Consider the following 19760-nt stretch of genomic DNA (forward strand, 5'->3'; position numbering starts at 1 on the left):
GGCGCGGATTCTACCTCATCCGCCCGAGTGCGGGTATGAGACGTGGTCATGTGCAACATGAACGCAAGCTGCAAGCGAATCGGCGCGAGGCTTGTCACCTAAGATAGCGACGGTTCTGCCTAGCCTGCGCCTTAGCGCAGGCGGTTCGACACTGCCTCTTCCAATTGATCCGCCGGCACCGGGCGGCCGAGATAGAACCCCTGCACCTCATCGCAGCCATGCGCCTGAAGAAAATCCAGCTGCGCCTGGGTTTCCACGCCCTCGGCAATCACTGACAGCCGGAGGCTGTGCGCCATGGCGATGATCGCCTGGGCGATCTGCGCGTCCCGTTCGCCCGCAGGCAAACCATCGACAAAGCTGCGATCGATCTTCAGCACATCAATGGGGAACTGCTTGAGGTAGTTCAGCGAAGAGTAGCCTGTGCCGAAGTCGTCAATGGCGATCGAAGGTCGAGCCGCTTCAGCGACTCGAGAATACGCATCGCCTCGCCGACATCCTGCATCAGGATGCTTTCGGTCAGCTCCAACTCGAGACAACCGGGCGCGATGCCGCTGGTCTGCAAGATAGCCGCAATGCGCTGACCGAGCCGGCCAGCGGCGAATTGCCGGGCGGAGAGATTCACCGAGACTTTCGGCACAAACGGCCCTTGCGCCTGCCAATGAGCCATTTGTCGGCAGGCCTCGCCTAGCGCCCAGTCACCGACTTCGACCACCAGCCCCAGCTCTTCCAATGCTGGGATGAAATCGCCCGGCGGAACCAGGCCACGACTCGGATGCTGCCAACGCAGCAGCGCTTCGACACCCGTCAATGTTCGACCATCGGCGAGAAACTGCGGCTGGTAATGCAGCACGAACTGCTGCTGCTCGAGAGCATGGCGCAGGTCGTTTTCCAGCTCCAGGCGCTCCAGTGCACTGGCGTTCATTTCAGCCTGGTAGAACTGGAAATTGTTCTTGCCGCGCTCCTTGGCGTGATACATCGCCGTATCTGCGTTTTTCATCAGCTGGCTGAGGTCATCCCCGTCCTGAGGGCTGAGGGCGATACCAATGCTGGCGGTGACGAAGAACTCACGACCTGACAACACGAATGGCTCGCTCAGGCTCGCTAGGATGCGTTCAGCGACGTGAATTGCGCGGGTCAGGGCCTCGTCGCGGTCACCGCTGGGGTGCAAGAGAAAGGTGAACTCATCACCGCCCATGCGCGCCACCGTATCGTCCTCATCGACGCATGAGGCCAGCCGCATGGCGACATCTTTGAGCATTCGATCACCTGCCGCATGGCCGAGCGAATCGTTGATCGGCTTGAAGCGATCCAGATCGAGAAACATCAGCACTACCCAGCTTCCGCGTCGTGCGGCCAGCTGCAGACTGTTGTGCAGACGGTCCTGAAACAGCGTCCGGTTCGGTAGCTGGGTCAGGCTGTCGTAGTAGGCCAGCCGATGAATGCGTTTCTCGCTGGCTTTGCGCTCGCTCATATCACTGAAGAAGCAGACGTAGCTGACCAGGTCACCGTCGGCGTCGCGCACTGCGGTAATACCAATCCAGCACGGGAAAGCTTCTCCATCTTTGCGCTTGAGCCAGAGTTCACCTTCCCATTTGCCAACCTCGAGGATCTGGTTTCGCACGAACGACATCTGGTTGGCTTGCTGGCGATCCGCACTGAGCGTGGTCGGCTGTTCGCCCACTATCTCGGCGCTCGCGTACCCGGTGATGCGCTCGAACGCATCGTTGACCTGGACGATGTTGCCGTCCGGATCGGTGACCACGATGGCAGCCGTGGAATGGTCGAACACCGTCGCCGCGCGGCGCAGCTCTTTTTCCGCCTGGCGCTGGTTGCTAATGTCGCGACCGATGCACAAGGCGCCTCCGAAACGGTTGTTCTCGTTCCAGATCAGCGTGATGCGCAACTCGATTGCCACTGGCCGACCGTCCGCAGCAACGCAGTCAAAGTACAGCGTCTCGCCTTGCAGGCGCTGTCCAAGTTCCGTGAGCGCTGCCAGATTGAACGAGGCCTTGCGTACCCTGCGCATCAAATCGTAGAAGCGCGCGGCCTGGCGTGGTTTCGTCACGACCCGATCGAGTCCGTGGCGCATCGTCCACTCCGGACTGTAACCGAACACGGTCTGCACTGACGGGCTGACATAGTCGATGTGAACCGAGCTGTCCGTGGTGAAGATGACATCCTGCAGACTGCGGCCAGCATTCGATAGCGCCGCTCACTTTCACGCAGCGAGTGGCTGTGTTCGATATTCGCAGTGACGTCACGGGCCACGCCGATCAGCCGCCATACTCGCCCATGATCGTCGCGCGACAGCACCTGCTCGCGAATGCTGAACCAACGCCAACTGCCATCCCGGTGGCGCCAGCGCAGCAGCGACTCCTGGCCCACCCCCTCGCGCATCGATTTGCGCAGTGACAGCAGGCGCCAGATATATTCCTGCTCGTCGGGGTGGCTGATGCGTGCCCAGAAAGCGTTGCCGTCCTCCCCGCGCTCCTCTTCGCTGTAGCCCAGCCGGGAGGCGAGATTGCTGTTGCTGAAAACCAGACTGCCGCTCTGGATATCCTGAACGTACAGCGTGTCGGGCACCGCTCTCAGCACCTCGGACCAGAAGCGCTCGCGCTCTTCCAGCGCAGTCTGCGTCAGGTGTTCGCGTGTGATGTCACGCATGACCCAGACGAAGCCCGAGGGCTGCACCTCATTTTTCAGACGCAACGCTCGGCGGGTCACAGCATAGAGGTGTCGCTCGCCATCCTGCAGCAGACTCACCGGGTCAAGGACGATATCGGCCTCGGCGTTACTGGCGTCGAACGCTTGCCGCCCCAGCGATGGCAATAATCGTTGCAGGGAATACCGAGACAAATCGCGCTGGCTCAAGTCGAACATCGCCGCGGCAGAACTGTTTATGTACTGGAGCCGACCGGAAAAACCAGTAATGAGGATACGCTCCTCAACGGCATCCAGCGCCGTAGCCGAATAGCGCCATGCCTGCCAATGCGGCTCCAAACGTCGCGGCAGCAGAAACCGAGCAACTGCCTTGGTGAGGGAGTGGCCAAACCTGGCGATCGCCCGGGCGATGCGTGCATAGCTGGTGCGGATCGGTGTCGGCCAAAACGGATCGGACCCTAGTACTGAGCGATAGCCTTGTAGCTGACGCGTGGTAGCGCAAAGAATGCCTCGTCGTAAGGCAAAATGCCATCACACCAAAACCATTCCCCTGGTTTGCCCTGCCTGTTTCATTCCGGTAGCTTTGCCCAATTGTTTTGACCCGTCCAACGCGACGGGTTTCGTCCTTTCCTTTTTCTTTGTCGCGGGCATTCGTCTCCATGGCTCAATACGTCTATACCATGCACCGGCTGAGCAAAGTCGTTCCGCCGAAGCGTGAGATTCTCAAGAACATTTCCCTGTCATTCTTTCCCGGCGCCAAAATCGGAGTGCTAGGCCTCAACGGCGCGGGCAAATCCACGCTGTTGCGGATCATGGCCGGCGTCGACAAGGAGTTCGACGGCGAAGCCCGGGCGATGCCCGACCTGAATGTCGGCTACCTGCCGCAGGAACCGGAGCTTGATGCGAGCAAGACCGTTCGCGAAGTCGTCGAAGAAGCCGTCAGCAGCATCAAGGACGCCCAGGCGCGCCTGGATGAGGTCTACGCCGCGTATGCCGAGCCGGATGCCGACTTCGACAAGCTGGCCGCCGAACAGGCCAAGCTCGAAGCTATCCTCCAGGCCAGCGATGGCCACAACCTCGAGCGTCAACTGGAAGTCGCCGCCGACGCCCTGCGCCTGCCGCCATGGGATGCGAAGGTGGGGCACCTGTCCGGTGGCGAGAAGCGCCGCGTTGCGCTGTGCCGTCTACTCTTGTCGGCACCGGACATGCTGCTGCTGGACGAACCGACCAACCACCTGGACGCCGACTCGGTGGCCTGGCTGGAGCACTTCCTTCACGACTTCCCCGGCACCGTGGTGGCGATCACCCACGATCGCTACTTCCTCGACAACGTCGCCGGCTGGATTCTGGAACTCGACCGCGGCGCGGGCATTCCCTACGAGGGCAACTATTCCGGCTGGCTGGAAGCCAAATCCAACCGTCTGGCGCAGGAATCCAAGCAGCAATCGGCCCATGAAAAGGCCATGAAGGAAGAGCTGGAGTGGGTGCGCAAGGGCGCCAAGGCCCGTCAGGCCAAGTCCAAGGCCCGCCTGCAACGCTTCGAGGAACTGCAGTCGCAGGAATTCCAGAAGCGCAGCGAAACCAACGAGATCTACATTCCGGCCGGCCCGCGGCTGGGTGACAAGGTCATCGACTTCAATAACGTCACCAAGGGTTATGGCGACCGCGTCCTGATCGACAACCTCTCGTTCAGCATGCCCAAGGGCGCCATCGTCGGCGTGATTGGCGGCAACGGCGCGGGCAAGTCGACCCTGTTCCGCATGATCATGGGCAAAGAGCAGCCGGATTCGGGGAGCATCGAGATCGGCGATACCGTGCAGGTCGCCTGCGTCGACCAGAGCCGCGAAGACCTGGACGGCAGCAAGACCGTGTGGGAAGCGGTGTCCGACGGCTCGGACATGATCCGCATCGGCAATTACGAGGTCCCGTCGCGCACCTACGTGGGGCGCTTCAACTTCAAGGGCGGCGACCAGCAGAAGTTCGTCAAGGACCTTTCCGGCGGTGAACGCGGCCGCCTGCATCTGGCGCTGACGCTCAAGGAAGGCGCCAACGTATTGCTGCTCGACGAACCCTCCAACGACCTCGATGTGGAAACCCTGCGCTCATTGGAAGAAGCGCTGCTGGACTTCCCCGGAGCCGCCATCGTGATCTCCCACGACCGCTGGTTCCTCGACCGCGTCGCCACACACATCCTCTCTTACGAGGACAACGGCGATATCGTGTTCTTCGAAGGCAACTACACCGAGTACGAAGCCGATCGCAAGAAGCGCCTGGGGGATGCTGCAGCCCAGCCGCACCGGGTCAAGTACAAGAAGTTAGCTCAGTAACGGAGCCGAAAACGGCACCGCAAGCGCCGTCAGGTCACCGACGAACCCCGCCCATAAGGCGGGGTTTCGTTTTCAAGGGCGTTCGTTTCGTCGGCTGGTACGCTTGTTGATCGTTCAGCCTGGAGGCGCGTCCCGGCAATCGGACATAAAGCGTAACGCCTGTGCTAAACCGGCGACACGGGCAGTTTTCTTTACTAACAAGGGTGACCATCCAGGAATGCGGCTAGCGCTGCTCGGGTCCTGCTGAGTCTCTTCCCGGTGCCAGGGCCTGAACGATCTGCTCGACGATCTCGTCCGGCGTGTTGCGAATATCAACGATCAGCGCCTCATCCTCCGTTGGCGGCTCGAGGTTGGCCAGTTGATCGCCCAGCAGCGAAGACGCGAAGAAATGTCCACGACGGTTGCCAACGCGCTCGGCCAACACCTCACGGGGGCCATGCAGAAAGACCAGCCTCACGTTCCGGATGCCACCACGCAGCAATTCGCGATATCGCCGCTTGAGCGCCGAGCAGGCGAACACATGATTCCCGCCCTGACGCGCCTGTTCGACAATTGCTTCATGCATCGCCTGAAGCCAGGGCTCACGATCTGCATCGTCGAGCGCGACCCCGGCAGCCATCTTCGCCTTGTTGGCGGGTCCGTGATACTCATCGGCATCCGAAAACCCGCACCCCATGCGGCTGGCCAGCAGCTCGCCAATTGTCGTTTTGCCACTTCCGGACACGCCCATGATGACGACGATCACTTGCACCTCTTCGTTGCAGCCATTCGGGGTCGGGGGATGACGCGCGTTCGAACACCCGCGCGACCATCTGGCGCGGATGACCCGCACTTCCCACTTCGGTCATGTGGATGTATCGAAGTTCCTCGTCCGAGGTTTCACAACGTGTCGCGGCGCTGGATCCGAGCGGCATCGACAGGCACTCGATGACGCTCTCATGCGGTTCAGCAAGAGGCGACGCACCCACGTCTGATGCGGGTGCGCCGAATGCCTCATCGGATCATTGGCTGATCTGTCTGAGATAGGGCGCTGGCGCGGCGCCGAGGTTGTGTAGCATGCGCTCGCTATACCAATCGATGAAATTGACCACGCCGAACTCGTAGGTCTTCGAATACGGCCCGGGCTGATAGGCGGTGGAATTGATTCCACGCTGGTTCTCTTCGGCGAGGCGGCGGTCCTGGTCGTTGGTGGCGTCCCAAACCTTGCGCAGGTTTTCCACCGAGTAGTCGACGCCCTCCACCGCGTCCTTGTGCACCAACCATTTGGTGGTGACCCGGGTTTCCTGAGCGCTTACCGGCCACACTGTGAAGACGATGATGTGATCGCCCATGCAGTGGTTCCAGGAATGCGGCAGATGCAGGATACGCATCGAGCCGAGCTCGGGGTTCTTGATCCGCCCCATCAGCTTTTTCGAGCCCAGCTGACCGTCCATGGTCATCGATACGGTGCCTTTGAGCAGCGGCATGCGCACGATACGGTTGCGCAGTCCGAAGCTGGCGTGAGCGTAGGGAATCTGCTCGGCATCCCAGGCGGCGGCCGATGCGGCAACATGGTCCTTGAATTCCTGACTGGCGCGTGGATCGGTAACGTCGTCCCATTCCAGCAACGACTTGAGCAGCTCCGGGTGCGCGCCGTTGCAGTGGTAACACTCGCGATTGTTTTCCAGCACCAGCTTCCAGTTGGCCTTCTCCACCAGGGTGCTCTGCACCGCCACCTTGGTGTTCTCCATGTCGTACGGTTCCATGTAGTGCGTCAGGGTCGCGAGGAAATCGTCGATGGCTGGCGGGTTCTCGGCAAGGGAAATGAAGATGTAGCCGCCCGCCGTCTTGCACTGCACGGGCTTCAAGCCGTATTGGTTCATGTCGAAGTCGGCACCCATCTCGGTGCCAGCGAACAACAAGCGACCGTCCAGTTCGTAGGTCCACTGGTGATAGGGGCAAACCAGCTTGGCGACCTTGCCCTTGTCGCTGGTGCACAACCGCGAGCCGCGATGGCGGCAAACGTTATGAAAGGCATGCACCACGCCTTCGGAACCACGGATGACCAGAATCGGGTTATCGCCGATCTGTAGCGTCAGGAAATTGCCCTTGGCGGGGATCTCGCAGGTCATGCCTGCAATCAGCCACTCCTTATGGAAGATCTCCTGCATATCCAGCTGGAACAGGCGCTCATCACTGTAGAAGGGCTGCGGAAGGGAAAACGTAGGCTCGCGGGTCTGCAGCATCTCGGCCGTCGCCGTGCGCGCGGCTTCGAGCGGATCGCCCAGGCTCAGGGTGAAAGTGGCATCCATCGGTTACTCCTCAAGCCGGCCGCGCCCTGACGGGCATCTATGGCTGGCGACAAAATGGCTATACGGGTGCTACGCAAGGGGTGCCGGACGACCTCCAGTCACCGGGAGGAAAAGCGACTCCTACGAGATCTCCTCCCTTGTTCGGCTGCGACCGAGTGTGTCCCGGTGCAAATGGAAAACCTTATCTATGGGCGACAGCCGCACATCCGTTACCGACGCCGGAACGCCCGTGTAACAGGACTGGTCGCGATAAGCATGCCGATGTCGCGGATAGGTAAGTGGGCACCGAGAGCGTTGCGCACAATTCTGCGCCAGAAGGGCCGCACATCAATTCAGTTGCAGCCCTGCAGACGGGCCTGGAAGGGCCGTAGTAGCCAGCGCAATCGAGGTGAGCATGTCCAGCAATTTCCTCAATCCGGTCAATACCCAGACATGGACCAACGGCCGCCATCTGGTGCGCTGCGTGAAGGTGATCCAGGAAACCTGGGACGTGCGCACCTTCTGCTTCATGTCCGATCAGCCGATCATGTACTTCTTCAAGCCGGGACAGTTCGTCACCCTGGAACTCGAAATCGACGGCCAACAGGTGATGCGCTCATACACCATCGCCAGCTCGCCCTCGGTGCCCTACAGCTTTTCGGTGACGATCAAGCGCATCCCCGGCGGCAAGGTCTCCAACTGGCTACACGACAACCTCACCGAAGGCGACCAGTTGCCGGTACACGGTCCGGTCGGGCTGTTCAACGCCATCGATTTCCCCACGGATAAGGTCCTGTTTCTTTCCGGTGGCGTCGGCATCACCCCGGTAATGTCGATGGCGCGCTGGTTTTTCGATACAAACGCCAATGTCGATATGACCTTCGTACACAGCGCGCGCTCGCCCAAGGACATCATCTTCCACCGCGAGCTGGAACACATGGCCTCGCGGGTCAACAACTTCAGCCTGCACATCATCTGTGAGCGCCATGGCATGGGCGAGGCTTGGGCCGGTTACCGCGGCTACCTTGACCAGCGCATGCTGGAGCTGATCGCGCCGGATTTCGCTGACCGGGAGATCTTCTGCTGCGGACCGACTCCGTATATGAATGCTGTCAAGCGACTGCTGAGCGCCAATGGCTTCGACATGCAGCGTTATCACGAGGAGTCCTTCGGTGCGACCCCGGCAGACGTGCGCGAAGACGTCAAAGAGCTGGCCGAGCTGGCCGCCGGCGCACCCGATGTGCCGCTCGCAGACCTTAATCAGGTGGAGTTCACCGCGACCGGCAAGAGCATCCGTGTCGGCCCAGGAGACACCGTCCACTCGGCTGCCGCGCAGCTCGGCCTGCATATTCCCAAAGCTTGCGGCATGGGCATCTGCGGCACTTGCAAGGTAATGAAGACCGCCGGCGAAGTGTCCATGGAGCACAACGGCGGCATCACCGACGAAGACGTCGCAGAAGGCTACATCCTGTCGTGCTGCAGCGTACCCAAGGGCGACGTGGTCATCGATTACTGAATCGTTCAATCCCCCGCACACCCGGCTGCCCTAGCCAGCCGGGCACGCTTCCGATCCGCCTTTTGGCAGCCGCTCGACCCGCCAGCACATGAGCCTCAGCCGCAAACGCCCTTGCGGCGCCATTCGTAACTGAGACGTGAAGCCTCACCTACGTTCGGTGTATGCGGATTCATTGGAGGACAGGCCTGTTCTCAATCGCTGATTGAAAGCCTGCTTCGCAAGCGCTCGCCCTGGCGAAAGCCATGCCAATTGGGACCCGTGGAGTGGCTTCAGTCACGAAGCGGCGTCACGACCAACTCCCGGCTGAGGCCGTTCCCAACACCAAATCATGCGACTCACGCGAAGGGAGAACGCCTACCTGCTGGCGCGCGCTGACGGCGCTGAGTGAGGCCGCCCGCACGCCGATTCCGATAACGACGAAGCATGTCGCAAACGAACTCTCACGAGGCGCAGGCAGGCATCTTCCCGGCAAGGCCCGGCCATACCATCGCATCCAGACAGACAGACCAAAGCCTTCACCGAGGCGAGTGGCGCATCCGCGCCTTTAGGAGATCGAGATGTTCAGCAAGCAAGACCAAATCCAAGGCTACGACGATGAACTCCTGGCTGCGATGAATGCCGAGGAGGCTCGTCAGGAGCACCACATCGAACTGATCGCCTCGGAGAACTACACCAGCAAGCGCGTGATGCAGGCCCAGGGCAGCGGGCTGACCAACAAGTACGCCGAAGGCTATCCGGGCAAGCGCTACTACGGTGGCTGTGAGCACGTCGACAAGGTCGAGCAACTGGCGATTGACCGTGCCAAGCAGCTGTTCGGTGCCGACTACGCCAACGTCCAGCCGCATTCTGGTTCGTCGGCCAACAGCGCCGTCTACCTTGCCCTGCTCAACGCCGGCGACACCATCCTCGGCATGAGCCTGGCCCACGGCGGCCACCTGACCCACGGCGCCAAGGTCAGCAGCTCCGGCAAGCTCTATAACGCCGTTCAGTACGGGATCGACACCGACACCGGCCTGATCGATTACGACGAGGTCGAGCGCCTAGCCGTCGAAAGCAAGCCGAAGATGATTGTCGCCGGCTTCTCCGCCTACTCGAAGACCCTGGACTTCCCGCGTTTCCGCGCCATCGCCGACAAGGTCGGTGCACTGCTCTTCGTCGACATGGCCCATGTTGCGGGGCTGGTGGCTGCAGGCCTGTATCCCAACCCGATTCCCTTTGCCGATGTGGTCACCACCACCACCCACAAGACCCTGCGCGGCCCGCGTGGCGGCCTGATCCTGGCCAAGGCCAATCCCGAGATCGAGAAGAAGCTCAACGCCGCGGTGTTCCCCGGTGCCCAGGGCGGCCCGTTGATGCATGTGATCGCCGGCAAGGCGGTGTGCTTCAAGGAGGCACTGGAGCCTGGTTTCAAGGAGTACCAGCAGCAGGTGATCAACAACGCCCAGGCCATGGCCAAGGTGTTTATCGAGCGCGGCTTCGATGTGGTCTCCGGCGGCACCGACAACCACCTGTTCCTGGTCAGCCTGATCAAGCAGGGCATCACCGGCAAGGATGCCGACGCCGCTCTCGGGCGCGCCGGTATCACCGTCAACAAGAACGCCGTACCCAACGATCCGCAGTCGCCCTTCGTCACCTCCGGGCTGCGCATCGGCACGCCGGCCATTACCACGCGTGGTTTCAAGGAAGCCCAGAGCATCGAGCTCGCTGGTTGGATCTGCGACATCCTCGACCACCTGGGCGATGACGACGTGGAGGCCCAGGTGGCCCGACAGGCCGCTGGATTGTGCGCTGATTATCCGGTGTACCGCTGATTCGTAGGGTGGAAGGCGCTGTTTCCTTCCACCGCAAACCGGTGGATCGATAACCGGCGATCCACTTTGCGAGTCGCATTGCGTCACCGCTTCGAGGCGGTCGTTTTTCAGGAGCATTTATATGCAACGTTATTCCGGCTTCGGCCTGCTCAAGCACTCCTTCAGCCATCATGAAAACTGGCAGCGCATGTGGCGCAATCCCACGCCCAAACCGGTGTATGACGTGGTCATCGTCGGCGCTGGCGGCCATGGCTTGGCCACTGCTTATTACCTGGCGAAAGAGTTCGGCGTGAAGAACGTCGCGGTGATCGAGAAGGGCTGGCTGGGTGGCGGGAACACCGCGCGCAACACCACCATCGTGCGTTCCAACTATCTGTGGGACGAATCGGCGCAGCTCTACGAGCATGCAATGAAACTGTGGGAAGGCCTGTCCCAGGACATCAACTACAACGTCATGTTCTCCCAGCGCGGCGTGTTCAACCTGGGCCACACCCTGCAAGACATGCGCGACATCGAGCGTCGGGTCAGCGCCAACCGCCTCAACGGTGTCGACGGTGAAGTGGTCGACGCCAAGCAGGTGGCGGAGATGATCCCCTACCTGGACTGCTCGAAGAACACCCGCTACCCGATTCTCGGCGCCTCGCTACAGCGCCGCGGCGGCGTCGCCCGTCACGACGCAGTGGCCTGGGGCTATGCCCGCGCCGCCGATGCCATGGGCGTCGACCTGATCCAGCAAACCGAAGTGACCGGCTTCCGCAAGGAAAACGGCGTTTGCATCGGCGTGGAGACCAATAAAGGCTTTATCGGCGGCAAGCGTGTTGGCGTGGTCACGGCCGGTAATTCCGGGCATATGGCCAAGCTCGCCGGCTTCCGCCTGCCCCTCGAGTCCCACCCGCTGCAGGCCCTGGTATCCGAGCCGATCAAGCCAATCATCGACACCGTGATCATGTCCAACGCGGTGCATGGCTACATCAGCCAGTCGGACAAGGGCGACCTGGTCATCGGCGCCGGCATCGACAGCTACAACGGCTACGGCCAGCGCGGCTCCTACCCCACCATCGAACACACCCTGCAGGCCATCGTCGAGATGTTCCCGGTGCTCTCGCGGGTGCGCATGAACCGCCAGTGGGGCGGCATCGTCGACACCACCCCGGACGCCTGCCCGATCATCGCCAAGACCCCGGTGAAGAACCTGTTCTTCAACTGCGGCTGGGGTACCGGCGGCTTCAAGGCTACCCCGGGTTCGGGTCATGTGTTCGCCGCCAGCCTGGCCAAGGGCGAGATGCACCCGCTGGCCAAGGCGTTCTCGATTGAGCGCTTCCACAACGGCGCCTTGATCGACGAACACGGGGCGGCCGGGGTCGCGCACTGATTTTGGCCCCCTCTCCCGACGGGAGAGGGAGGATGGTTTTCTGGAGGTACCGAGCATGCTGCATATCTTCTGCCCTCACTGCGGCGAACTGCGTTCCGAAGAAGAGTTCCACGCCGGCGGCCAGGCGCACATCCCGCGCCCGCTCGACCCGAACGCCTGCACCGACGAGGAGTGGGGCGAGTACCTGTTCTTCCGCGACAACCCGCGCGGCATCCACCACGAACTGTGGATTCACGCGGCGGGCTGCCGCCAGTACTTCAATGTCACCCGTCATACGGTGAGCTACGAAATCCTCGAAACCTACAAGATCGGCGAGCGGCCCAGCGTGACTGAGGCTCCGCTCGCTGCGAAGAAGGCTGTCGACCAAGGAGTAACGGCATGAGCCAGGTCAATCGTCTTTCCCAGGGCGGTCGTATCGACCGCAGCCAGCCCCTGACCTTCAGCTTCAACGGCGAAACCTATCAGGGCTTCGCCGGTGACACCCTGGCCGCCGCGCTGCTGGCCAACGGTGTCGATGTGGTCGGCCGCAGCTTCAAGTACTCGCGACCACGCGGCATAGTCGCCGCCGGCGCCGAGGAACCCAATGCCGTGCTGCAGATCGGCGGCAGCGAAGCCACACAGATCCCCAACGTGCGCGCTACCCAGCAAGCACTTTACGCCGGCCTGACCGCCAACAGCGTGAACGGCTGGCCGAGCGTCAACACCGACCTGATGGGCATTCTCGGCAAGGTCGGCGGTGGCATGATGCCGCCCGGCTTCTACTACAAGACCTTCATGTATCCGCAGAATCTGTGGCTGACGTACGAGAAGTACATTCGTAAGGCCGCAGGCCTGGGCCGCGCGCCTAAGGAAAACGACCCGGACAGCTACGACTACCTGAACCAGCACTGCGACGTATTGGTGGTCGGCGCTGGCCCGGCCGGTCTGGCCGCGGCCCTGGCTGCCGGACGCAGTGGCGCACGGGTAATTCTGGCCGACGAACAGGAAGAGTTCGGCGGCAGCCTGCTCGCCACCCGCGAGACCCTCGACGGCAAGCCCGCCGCCGACTGGGCCACCAAGGTCATGGCCGAGTTGGAGAACATGCCGGAAGTGACCCTGTTGCCGCGCGCTACCGTGAACGGCTACCACGACCATAACTTCCTCACCATCCATCAGCGCCTGACTGACCATTTGGGTGAAGTTGCACCCATGGGGCCACTCGGTCAAAGACTCGTACGCCAGCGCATGCATCGCGTACGCGCCAAGCGCGTGGTACTGGCCACCGGCGCCCACGAGCGCCCACTGGTTTATTCGAACAACGACGTGCCGGGCAACATGCTTGCCGATGCGGTATCCACTTATGTGCGCCGTTACGGCGTGGTGCCGGGCCGCCAGCTGGTGTTGTCGACCAACAATGATTACGCCTACCGGGTGGTGCTCGACTGGCTCGACGCCGGCCATCAGGTGGTCGCCGTCGCCGATGCGCGCAGCAATCCACGCGGTGCCTGGGTCGAGGAAGCGCGCCGGCGTGGCGTACGCGTTCTTTCAGGCAGTGCGGTGGTCGAAGCGCGCGGCAGCAAGCGGGTTACCGGTGCACGCATCTGCGCCATCGATCTTGCCAGCCATAAAGTCACCAGCTCCGGCGAAGTGATCGACTGCGACCTGATCGTCAGCTCCGGCGGCTACAGCCCGGTGGTCCACCTGGCCTCGCACCTCGGTGGCCGTCCAACTTGGCGTGAAGACATTCTCGCCTTCGTCCCCGGCGAAGGCTTCCAGAAGCGCCTCTGCGCCGGCGCGGTGAATGGCGTGTTCGCCCTCGGCGACGCCCTCGCCGACGGCTTCGAGGCCGGCGCCATGGCCGCCGCCGAGACTGGCTTCAAGGCGGTCACCGGCACCCTGCCGAAGGTTGAGCAACGCCTCGAAGAACCCACCGTCGCGCTGTTCGAGGTGCCCCACGACAAACCCACGGCGCGTGCACCCAAGCAGTTCGTCGACCTGCAAAACGACGTCACTGCCGCCGGCATCAAGCTGGCCACGCATGAAGGCTTCGAGTCGGTCGAGCACGTCAAGCGCTATACCGCGCTGGGCTTCGGCACCGATCAGGGCAAGCTGGGCAATATCAACGGTCTGGCCATCGCCGCCCATTCGATGGGCATCAGCATCGCGCAGATGGGCACCACAATGTTCCGCCCGAACTACACCCCGGTGACCTTCGGCGCCCTCGCCGGCCGTCACTGCGGTGAGCTGTTCGAGGCCAAGCGCTACACCGCCATGCACGCCTGGCACCTGCAGAACGGCGCCGAGTTCGAGGACGTCGGCCAGTGGAAGCGTCCCTGGTACTTCCCCAAGAAGGGCGAAGACCTGCACGCCGCCGTGGCTCGCGAGTGCCTGGCCGTGCGCAACGCGGTGGGCATCCTCGACGCCTCGACCCTGGGCAAGATCGATATCCAGGGTCCGGATGCGCGCGAATTCCTCAATCGCGTCTACACCAACGCCTGGACCAAGCTGGACGTGGGCAAGGCGCGCTACGGGCTGATGTGCAAGGAAGACGGTATGGTCTTCGACGACGGGGTAACAGCCTGTCTGGCCGACAACCACTTCCTGATGACCACCACCACCGGCGGCGCCGCACGGGTGATGGAATGGCTGGAGATCTACCATCAGACCGAGTGGCCGGAGCTGAAGGTGTACTTCACCTCGGTTACCGACCACTGGGCGACCATGACCCTGTCCGGCCCCAACAGCCGCAAGCTACTGGCCGAGCTCACCGACATCGATCTGGACAAGGAGGCCTTCCCGTTCATGAGCTGGAAGGAAGGTCAGGTCGGTGGCGTGCCGGCGCGGGTGTTCCGCATCTCGTTCACCGGTGAGCTGAGCTACGAAGTCAACGTCCAGGCTGACTACGCCTTGGGCGTCTGGGAAAAGATCATCGAAGCCGGCAAGAAGCACGGCCTGACGCCTTACGGCACCGAGACCATGCACGTACTGCGCGCAGAGAAGGGCTTCATCATCGTTGGCCAGGACACAGACGGCTCGGTCACCCCGGACGACCTGAACATGGGCTGGTGCGTCGGGCGCACCAAACCCTTCTCCTGGATCGGCTGGCGCGGCATGAACCGCGAGGACTGTCTGCGCGAGAACCGCAAGCAACTGGTCGGCCTCAAGCCGGTCGATTCGACCAAGGTTCTGCCGGAAGGCGCACAGTTGGTGTTCGACCCGAAACAGCCGGTTCCGATGAGCATGGTCGGTCACGTCACCTCCAGCTACATGAGTGCGGCGATGGGTTACAGCTTCGCCATGGCCGTGGTCAAGGGTGGCCTCAAGCGTATCGGCGAACGGGTATTCGCGCCTCTGGTGGATGGCAGTGTGATAGAGGCTGAGATTGTCAGCTCGGTGTTCTACGACCCGAAGGGCGAGCGGCAGAACGTTTAAGGCATGACCCTTTAGGAGCAGCTTGCTGGCGAATGGTCTCGACCCGTGACCGCCAGCAAGCTGGCTCCTACGGTGTCCGACGAAACAGAATGAGAGAGCGCCCATGACCGCAGTGAACGTTTACAAACAACGCCCGGACAATCTCGAGGGGCAATCGCCGCTGCACCACGCCGGTCTCGCCGAGCTGGTCGGCAAAGGTCGCAGCGGCGCCGGCATACGCCTGCGTGAAAAGAAGCTGCGCGGTCACCTGACCCTGCGCGGCGACGCCGATGATCCGGCCTTCGCCAAGGGTGTACACGAGGCCCTCGGGCTGCAATTACCCGTCGCGCTGACGCTGGTGGCTGAGGGCGAAACCTCCCTGCAGTGGATGGGCCCGGATGAATGGTTGCTGATCGTCCCGCAGGGCGAGGAATTCACCACCGAACGGCGACTGCGTGACGCCTTGGCGGGGCAGCATATCCAGGTGGTCAACGTCAGCGGCGGGCAGACCCTGCTCGAACTCAGTGGGGAAAAGGTCCGCGAGCTGCTGATGAAGTCGACCTCCTACGACGTGCATCCGAGCAACTTCCCGGTGGGTAAAGCGGTGGGCACCCACTTCGCTAAGAGCCAGCTGGTGATCCGCCACACCGCCGAAGACGTCTGGGAACTGGTGGTGCGGCGCAGTTTTGCCGACTACATCTGGCTATGGCTGCAGGACGCCAGTGCCGAGTACGGGCTGGCAATCGAGGCGTGAGCGTAGGGTGGACGACGCCTTGTTCGTCCACCGTCGTACAGCAAAGGTGGATGGGTGAAGCATCAGCCACGCACCCCACCCTACGTGCCCAGACTGGGAGATAAACATGAGCCGAACCCCCGATACCTGGATCCTCACAGCACACAGCCCGAGCCTGCTTGGCACGGTCGACGTGGTGACACGCTATCTGTTCGAGCAGAACTGCTACGTCACCGAGCACCACAGCTTCGATGATCGCCTGGTGAGCCGTTTCTTTATCCGGGTCGAATTTCGCGCACCCGCCGGCTTCGACGAGGGAAGTTTCCGGGCCGGGTTGATCGACCGTGCCGCGCCGTTCGACATGCATACCGAGCTGACACCACCGGGCTACCGGCCCAAGGTAGTGATCATGGTCTCCAAGTCCGATCACTGTCTGAACGACCTGCTCTATCGTCAGCGCATCGGCCAGTTGCCGATGGATATCGCCGCCGTGGTCTCCAATCACCCGGACCTCGAGCCCTTGGCGCGCTGGCATGCCATCCCCTACTACCATTTTCCGCTCGATCCTCAGGACAAGCCGGCGCAAGAGCGCAAGGTGCTACAGGTGATTGAGGACAGCGGCGCGGAACTGGTGATCCTGGCGCGCTACATGCAGGTTCTCTCACCCGAGTTGTGCCGCACCCTGGACGGCCGAGCCATCAACATTCACCACTCCCTGCTGCCCGGGTTCAAGGGCGCGAAACCCTACCACCAGGCGTACCAGAAGGGCGTCAAGCTGGTCGGCGCCACCGCTCACTTCATCAACAACGACCTCGACGAGGGCCCGATCATTGCCCAGGGCGTCGAGCCGGTGGACCACACCCACTACCCCGAGGACCTGATCGCCAAGGGCCGTGACATCGAATGCCTGACTCTGGCCAAGGCGGTCGGCTATTTCCTCGAACGACGCGTGTTCCTTCACGCCAACCGAACGGTGGTGTTGTAGCCCCGATAGCACTTCGCATTTGTAGGAACCAGCCTGCTGGCAATCAAACCACCAGCGGATCGCCAGCAAGCTGGCTCCAGAAACACGGCATACGCCCTAACCATAAAAGCGGCTTGGCACTGCGTTCGGCAAGCCAGCCAGGCCGCAACTGACAGCTCCACTACAAGCCCGCGCGGCCTCCGCCGCGCCTTGTATTCACAAAAACAAAGGAGAAAGGCAGATGGCTGATAATCGTGGCGTCGTTTACCTCGGCGCAGGCAAGGTCGAAGTGCAGAGCATCGACTATCCGAAAATGCAGGACCCACGCGGACGCAAGATCGAACACGGTGTAATCCTGCGCGTCGTTTCCACCAACATCTGCGGCTCCGACCAGCACATGGTCCGCGGACGCACCACTGCACAGACCGGCCTGGTGCTCGGCCACGAGATCACGGGTGAAGTGATCGAGAAAGGCAGCGACGTCGAAAACCTGCAGCTTGGGGATCTCGTCTCGGTGCCCTTCAACGTCGCCTGTGGCCGCTGCCGCTCTTGCAAGGAACAGCACACCGGCGTCTGTCTGACGGTCAACCCGGCGCGCGCCGGTGGCGCCTATGGCTATGTCGACATGGGTGACTGGACTGGTGGCCAGGCCGAGTACGTGCTGGTGCCCTACGCCGACTTCAACCTGCTCAAGTTGCCCAATCGCGACAAGGCGATGGAGAAGATCCGCGACCTGACCTGCCTGTCCGACATCCTGCCCACCGGCTATCACGGCGCGGTCACCGCAGGCGTGGGCCCAGGTAGCTCGGTGTACATTGCCGGTGCCGGTCCGGTCGGTCTCGCCGCGGCGGCTTCCGCGCGGCTGCTAGGTGCGGCGGTGGTCATCGTCGGCGACGTCAACCCGGTACGCCTGGCCCACGCCAAAGCCCAGGGCTTCGAGATCGCCGATCTGTCCCAGGACACGCCCCTGCACGAACAGATCGCTGCCCTGCTGGGCGAGCCGGAAGTGGACTGCGCCGTTGACTGCGTGGGCTTTGAAGCACGCGGGCACGGCCACGACGGCGTCAAGGCCGAAGCCCCGGCTACCGTGCTCAACTCGCTGATGGGCGTGGTGCGCGTGGCAGGCAAGATCGGTATTCCCGGCCTGTACGTGACCGAAGATCCAGGCGCCGTCGATGCCGCCGCGAAAATGGGCAGCCTGAGCATTCGATTTGGTCTGGGCTGGGCCAAGTCTCACAGCTTCCACACCGGCCAGACCCCAGTCATGAAATACAACCGCGCCCTGATGCAGGCCATCATGTGGGACCGCATCAACATCGCCGAGGTGGTCGGCGTACAGGTGATCAGCCTGGACGATGCGCCCAAGGGTTACGGCGAGTTCGATGCCGGCGTGCCGAAGAAATTCGTCATCGACCCGCACCGGATGTTCAGCGCCGCCTGAACGGGAATGTGAGCTACATCATTGCGTGTGGCGCTGGCAAATTCACCTAGCCTCCGGATTGCCAATGTTGGAGCTTTCCGACTCCCCTTCGAGTTGAAGACGAACCCGCCGCTCTGGCGGGTTTCGTTTTTTCAAAAGCTGCTTTGTGCGCTCCGCCTTGTGACCCGTCCATGGTTCATCGACAGGCCTAAGTCAGCATTCGCCGCGGGTCGCGCCTCCCACGACAAGTGGCCCGGCTTAGGCTTGGCAGGGCGTTTCTGATTTATAGGAGGCCCACCCTTGGGGAAGCTTTGGCTTTGGCTTTTTTTGTCAGCGGTCCGAGAGAAGCCCTCCGGCTCCAGGCTAATGCCAGGCTCAACCCGGCAGCCCTATGGCCCGTCCGACATGGATGGGCCTGGGCAGACCATTCTGAGCCTCCTGTAACGCCTGCACCTGGGCCAGCACCGCGTCATCGAAGGGTGCCGAGCGTCCAGCGTGGCGATCGATGTTCATCAACATCTGCTCATTGGCCGCCAGCAGCTGTTCATCGCCGGGCCGATAAAGGCCGTGGTAGACATGCAGGCGTTTGCGATCGTGGGCCACCAACTGGGTGCGCACCTCGACCTCGGCACCGAGCTTGACCTCGGCCAGATAGTTCAGGTGGCACTCGAGGGTGTACAGCGTATGACCGCTGCGCTCACGCCCGGCCTGATCGAGGCCGATATGCTCCATCAGTGCATCGGTGGCGTAGCTGAAGATCAGCAGGTAGAAGGCGTCACGTAGATGATCGTTGTAATCGACCCACTCGGGCAGGATGGGGGTGCGATAGGTGTTGAGCATGCTGATGTGTGTCCTTTGGCAGAGCCAGGCTGGTCGAGACCATCGCCAGTTATCGAGTTGGCGAGTGCCCGACCGTTGAGCTGGCACGTTCATTCATAGAAAGCGAAACCATGTTGCGCCTTGGTCGTACTGATAGCACCGAGCACGGCCAGCAGCCAGTCGTCGCGGAAGCGCTCGAGCTCGAGCTCGGCAATGCTGCGTTGACCCTGCTGCTCGCCAGTGCCCTCGACCACGCTGTCGATCAGCGACTCGGTTAGCTCAGGGGCTTTCAGGTAGCTCCAAGGCAGCTCCAGGGCCGGACCGAACTGCGTCATGAAGTGGCGCATGCCCGCATCGCCACCGGCCAGAGTGTAAGTCAGGAGGCTACCCATGAACGACCAGCGCAAGCCGGCACCAGAATTGCCCGGCCATTGCTCGTTGAGCCCGCCGATCGGCGCTATAGCACCCGGAGAACCG

Annotated in this window: 12 protein-coding genes and 2 pseudogenes; 9 read left to right on the top strand and 5 right to left on the bottom strand. The window is 62.1% G+C overall.

The window, feature by feature from the left end:
• Positions 1-131: 131 nt before the first annotated feature.
• Positions 132-2754, bottom strand: a pseudogene (locus DQ405_RS06055) (sensor domain-containing protein); the annotation flags it as partial.
• Positions 2755-3320: 566 nt separating this feature from the next.
• Between DQ405_RS06055 and ettA the strand changes: the two are divergent.
• Complete coding sequence (gene ettA, locus DQ405_RS06060; protein ID WP_168423360.1) at positions 3321-4988, top strand: energy-dependent translational throttle protein EttA; 1668 nt, start codon at positions 3321-3323, stop codon at positions 4986-4988.
• A 223-nt stretch (positions 4989-5211) separates the two neighbouring features.
• On the opposite strand, the gene DQ405_RS06065 is transcribed toward ettA, so the two are convergent.
• Together DQ405_RS06065 and gbcA are read right to left on the bottom strand one after the other, a co-directional pair.
• Positions 5212-5733: a gluconokinase, GntK/IdnK-type gene (locus DQ405_RS06065; protein WP_168423361.1), complete on the bottom strand. Its 522-nt coding sequence runs from the start codon at positions 5731-5733 to the stop codon at positions 5212-5214.
• 256 nt (positions 5734-5989) lie between these two features.
• Positions 5990-7279 carry a glycine-betaine demethylase subunit GbcA gene (gene gbcA / locus DQ405_RS06070; protein WP_168423362.1) on the bottom strand — a complete coding sequence of 430 codons (1290 nt, stop codon included), beginning with the start codon at positions 7277-7279 and terminating at the stop codon, positions 5990-5992.
• A gap of 394 nt (positions 7280-7673) precedes the next feature.
• Between gbcA and gbcB the strand changes: the two genes are divergently transcribed.
• The 8 genes from gbcB to fdhA all read left to right on the top strand — a co-directional run bounded on the left by gbcB (position 7674) and on the right by fdhA (position 18485).
• Positions 7674-8774 carry a glycine-betaine demethylase subunit GbcB gene (gene gbcB / locus DQ405_RS06075; protein WP_168423363.1) on the top strand — a complete coding sequence of 367 codons (1101 nt, stop codon included), beginning with the start codon at positions 7674-7676 and terminating at the stop codon, positions 8772-8774.
• Between the two features lie 557 nt (positions 8775-9331).
• On the top strand, positions 9332-10585 hold the full coding sequence (gene glyA / locus DQ405_RS06080; protein ID WP_168423364.1) for a serine hydroxymethyltransferase: 1254 nt from the start codon (positions 9332-9334) through the stop codon (positions 10583-10585).
• Between the two features lie 121 nt (positions 10586-10706).
• The gene (locus DQ405_RS06085) at positions 10707-11957 is read left to right on the top strand and encodes a sarcosine oxidase subunit beta (RefSeq protein ID WP_168423365.1); all 1251 of its coding nucleotides are present in this window, start codon (positions 10707-10709) and stop codon (positions 11955-11957) included.
• Between the two features lie 55 nt (positions 11958-12012).
• Positions 12013-12339: a sarcosine oxidase subunit delta gene (locus DQ405_RS06090; protein ID WP_168423366.1), complete on the top strand. Its 327-nt coding sequence runs from the start codon at positions 12013-12015 to the stop codon at positions 12337-12339.
• Positions 12336-15368, top strand: a complete 3033-nt coding sequence (locus tag DQ405_RS06095; RefSeq protein ID WP_168423367.1) for a sarcosine oxidase subunit alpha — start codon at positions 12336-12338, stop codon at positions 15366-15368. Before DQ405_RS06090 ends, DQ405_RS06095 begins: the two co-directional genes overlap by 4 nt.
• A gap of 103 nt (positions 15369-15471) precedes the next feature.
• Positions 15472-16101 (top strand): sarcosine oxidase subunit gamma, encoded by a 630-nt coding sequence (locus DQ405_RS06100; RefSeq protein ID WP_168423368.1) that lies wholly within the window; start codon positions 15472-15474, stop codon positions 16099-16101.
• A gap of 106 nt (positions 16102-16207) precedes the next feature.
• Positions 16208-17065 carry a formyltetrahydrofolate deformylase gene (locus tag DQ405_RS06105; RefSeq protein WP_168423369.1) on the top strand — a complete coding sequence of 286 codons (858 nt, stop codon included), beginning with the start codon at positions 16208-16210 and terminating at the stop codon, positions 17063-17065.
• A gap of 220 nt (positions 17066-17285) precedes the next feature.
• Positions 17286-18485, top strand: a complete 1200-nt coding sequence (gene fdhA / locus DQ405_RS06110; protein ID WP_168423370.1) for a formaldehyde dehydrogenase, glutathione-independent — start codon at positions 17286-17288, stop codon at positions 18483-18485.
• A gap of 354 nt (positions 18486-18839) precedes the next feature.
• Here fdhA and DQ405_RS06115 read toward each other — a convergent pair whose 3' ends face one another.
• The gene (locus DQ405_RS06115; protein WP_168423371.1) at positions 18840-19304 is read right to left on the bottom strand and encodes a thioesterase family protein; all 465 of its coding nucleotides are present in this window, start codon (positions 19302-19304) and stop codon (positions 18840-18842) included.
• Between the two features lie 89 nt (positions 19305-19393).
• A pseudogene (locus DQ405_RS06120) lies at positions 19394-19699 on the bottom strand (L-carnitine dehydrogenase); the annotation flags it as partial.
• Between the last annotated feature and the right edge of the window lie 61 nt (positions 19700-19760).

It is taken from the genome of Pseudomonas sp. SST3 (assembly GCF_003325755.1).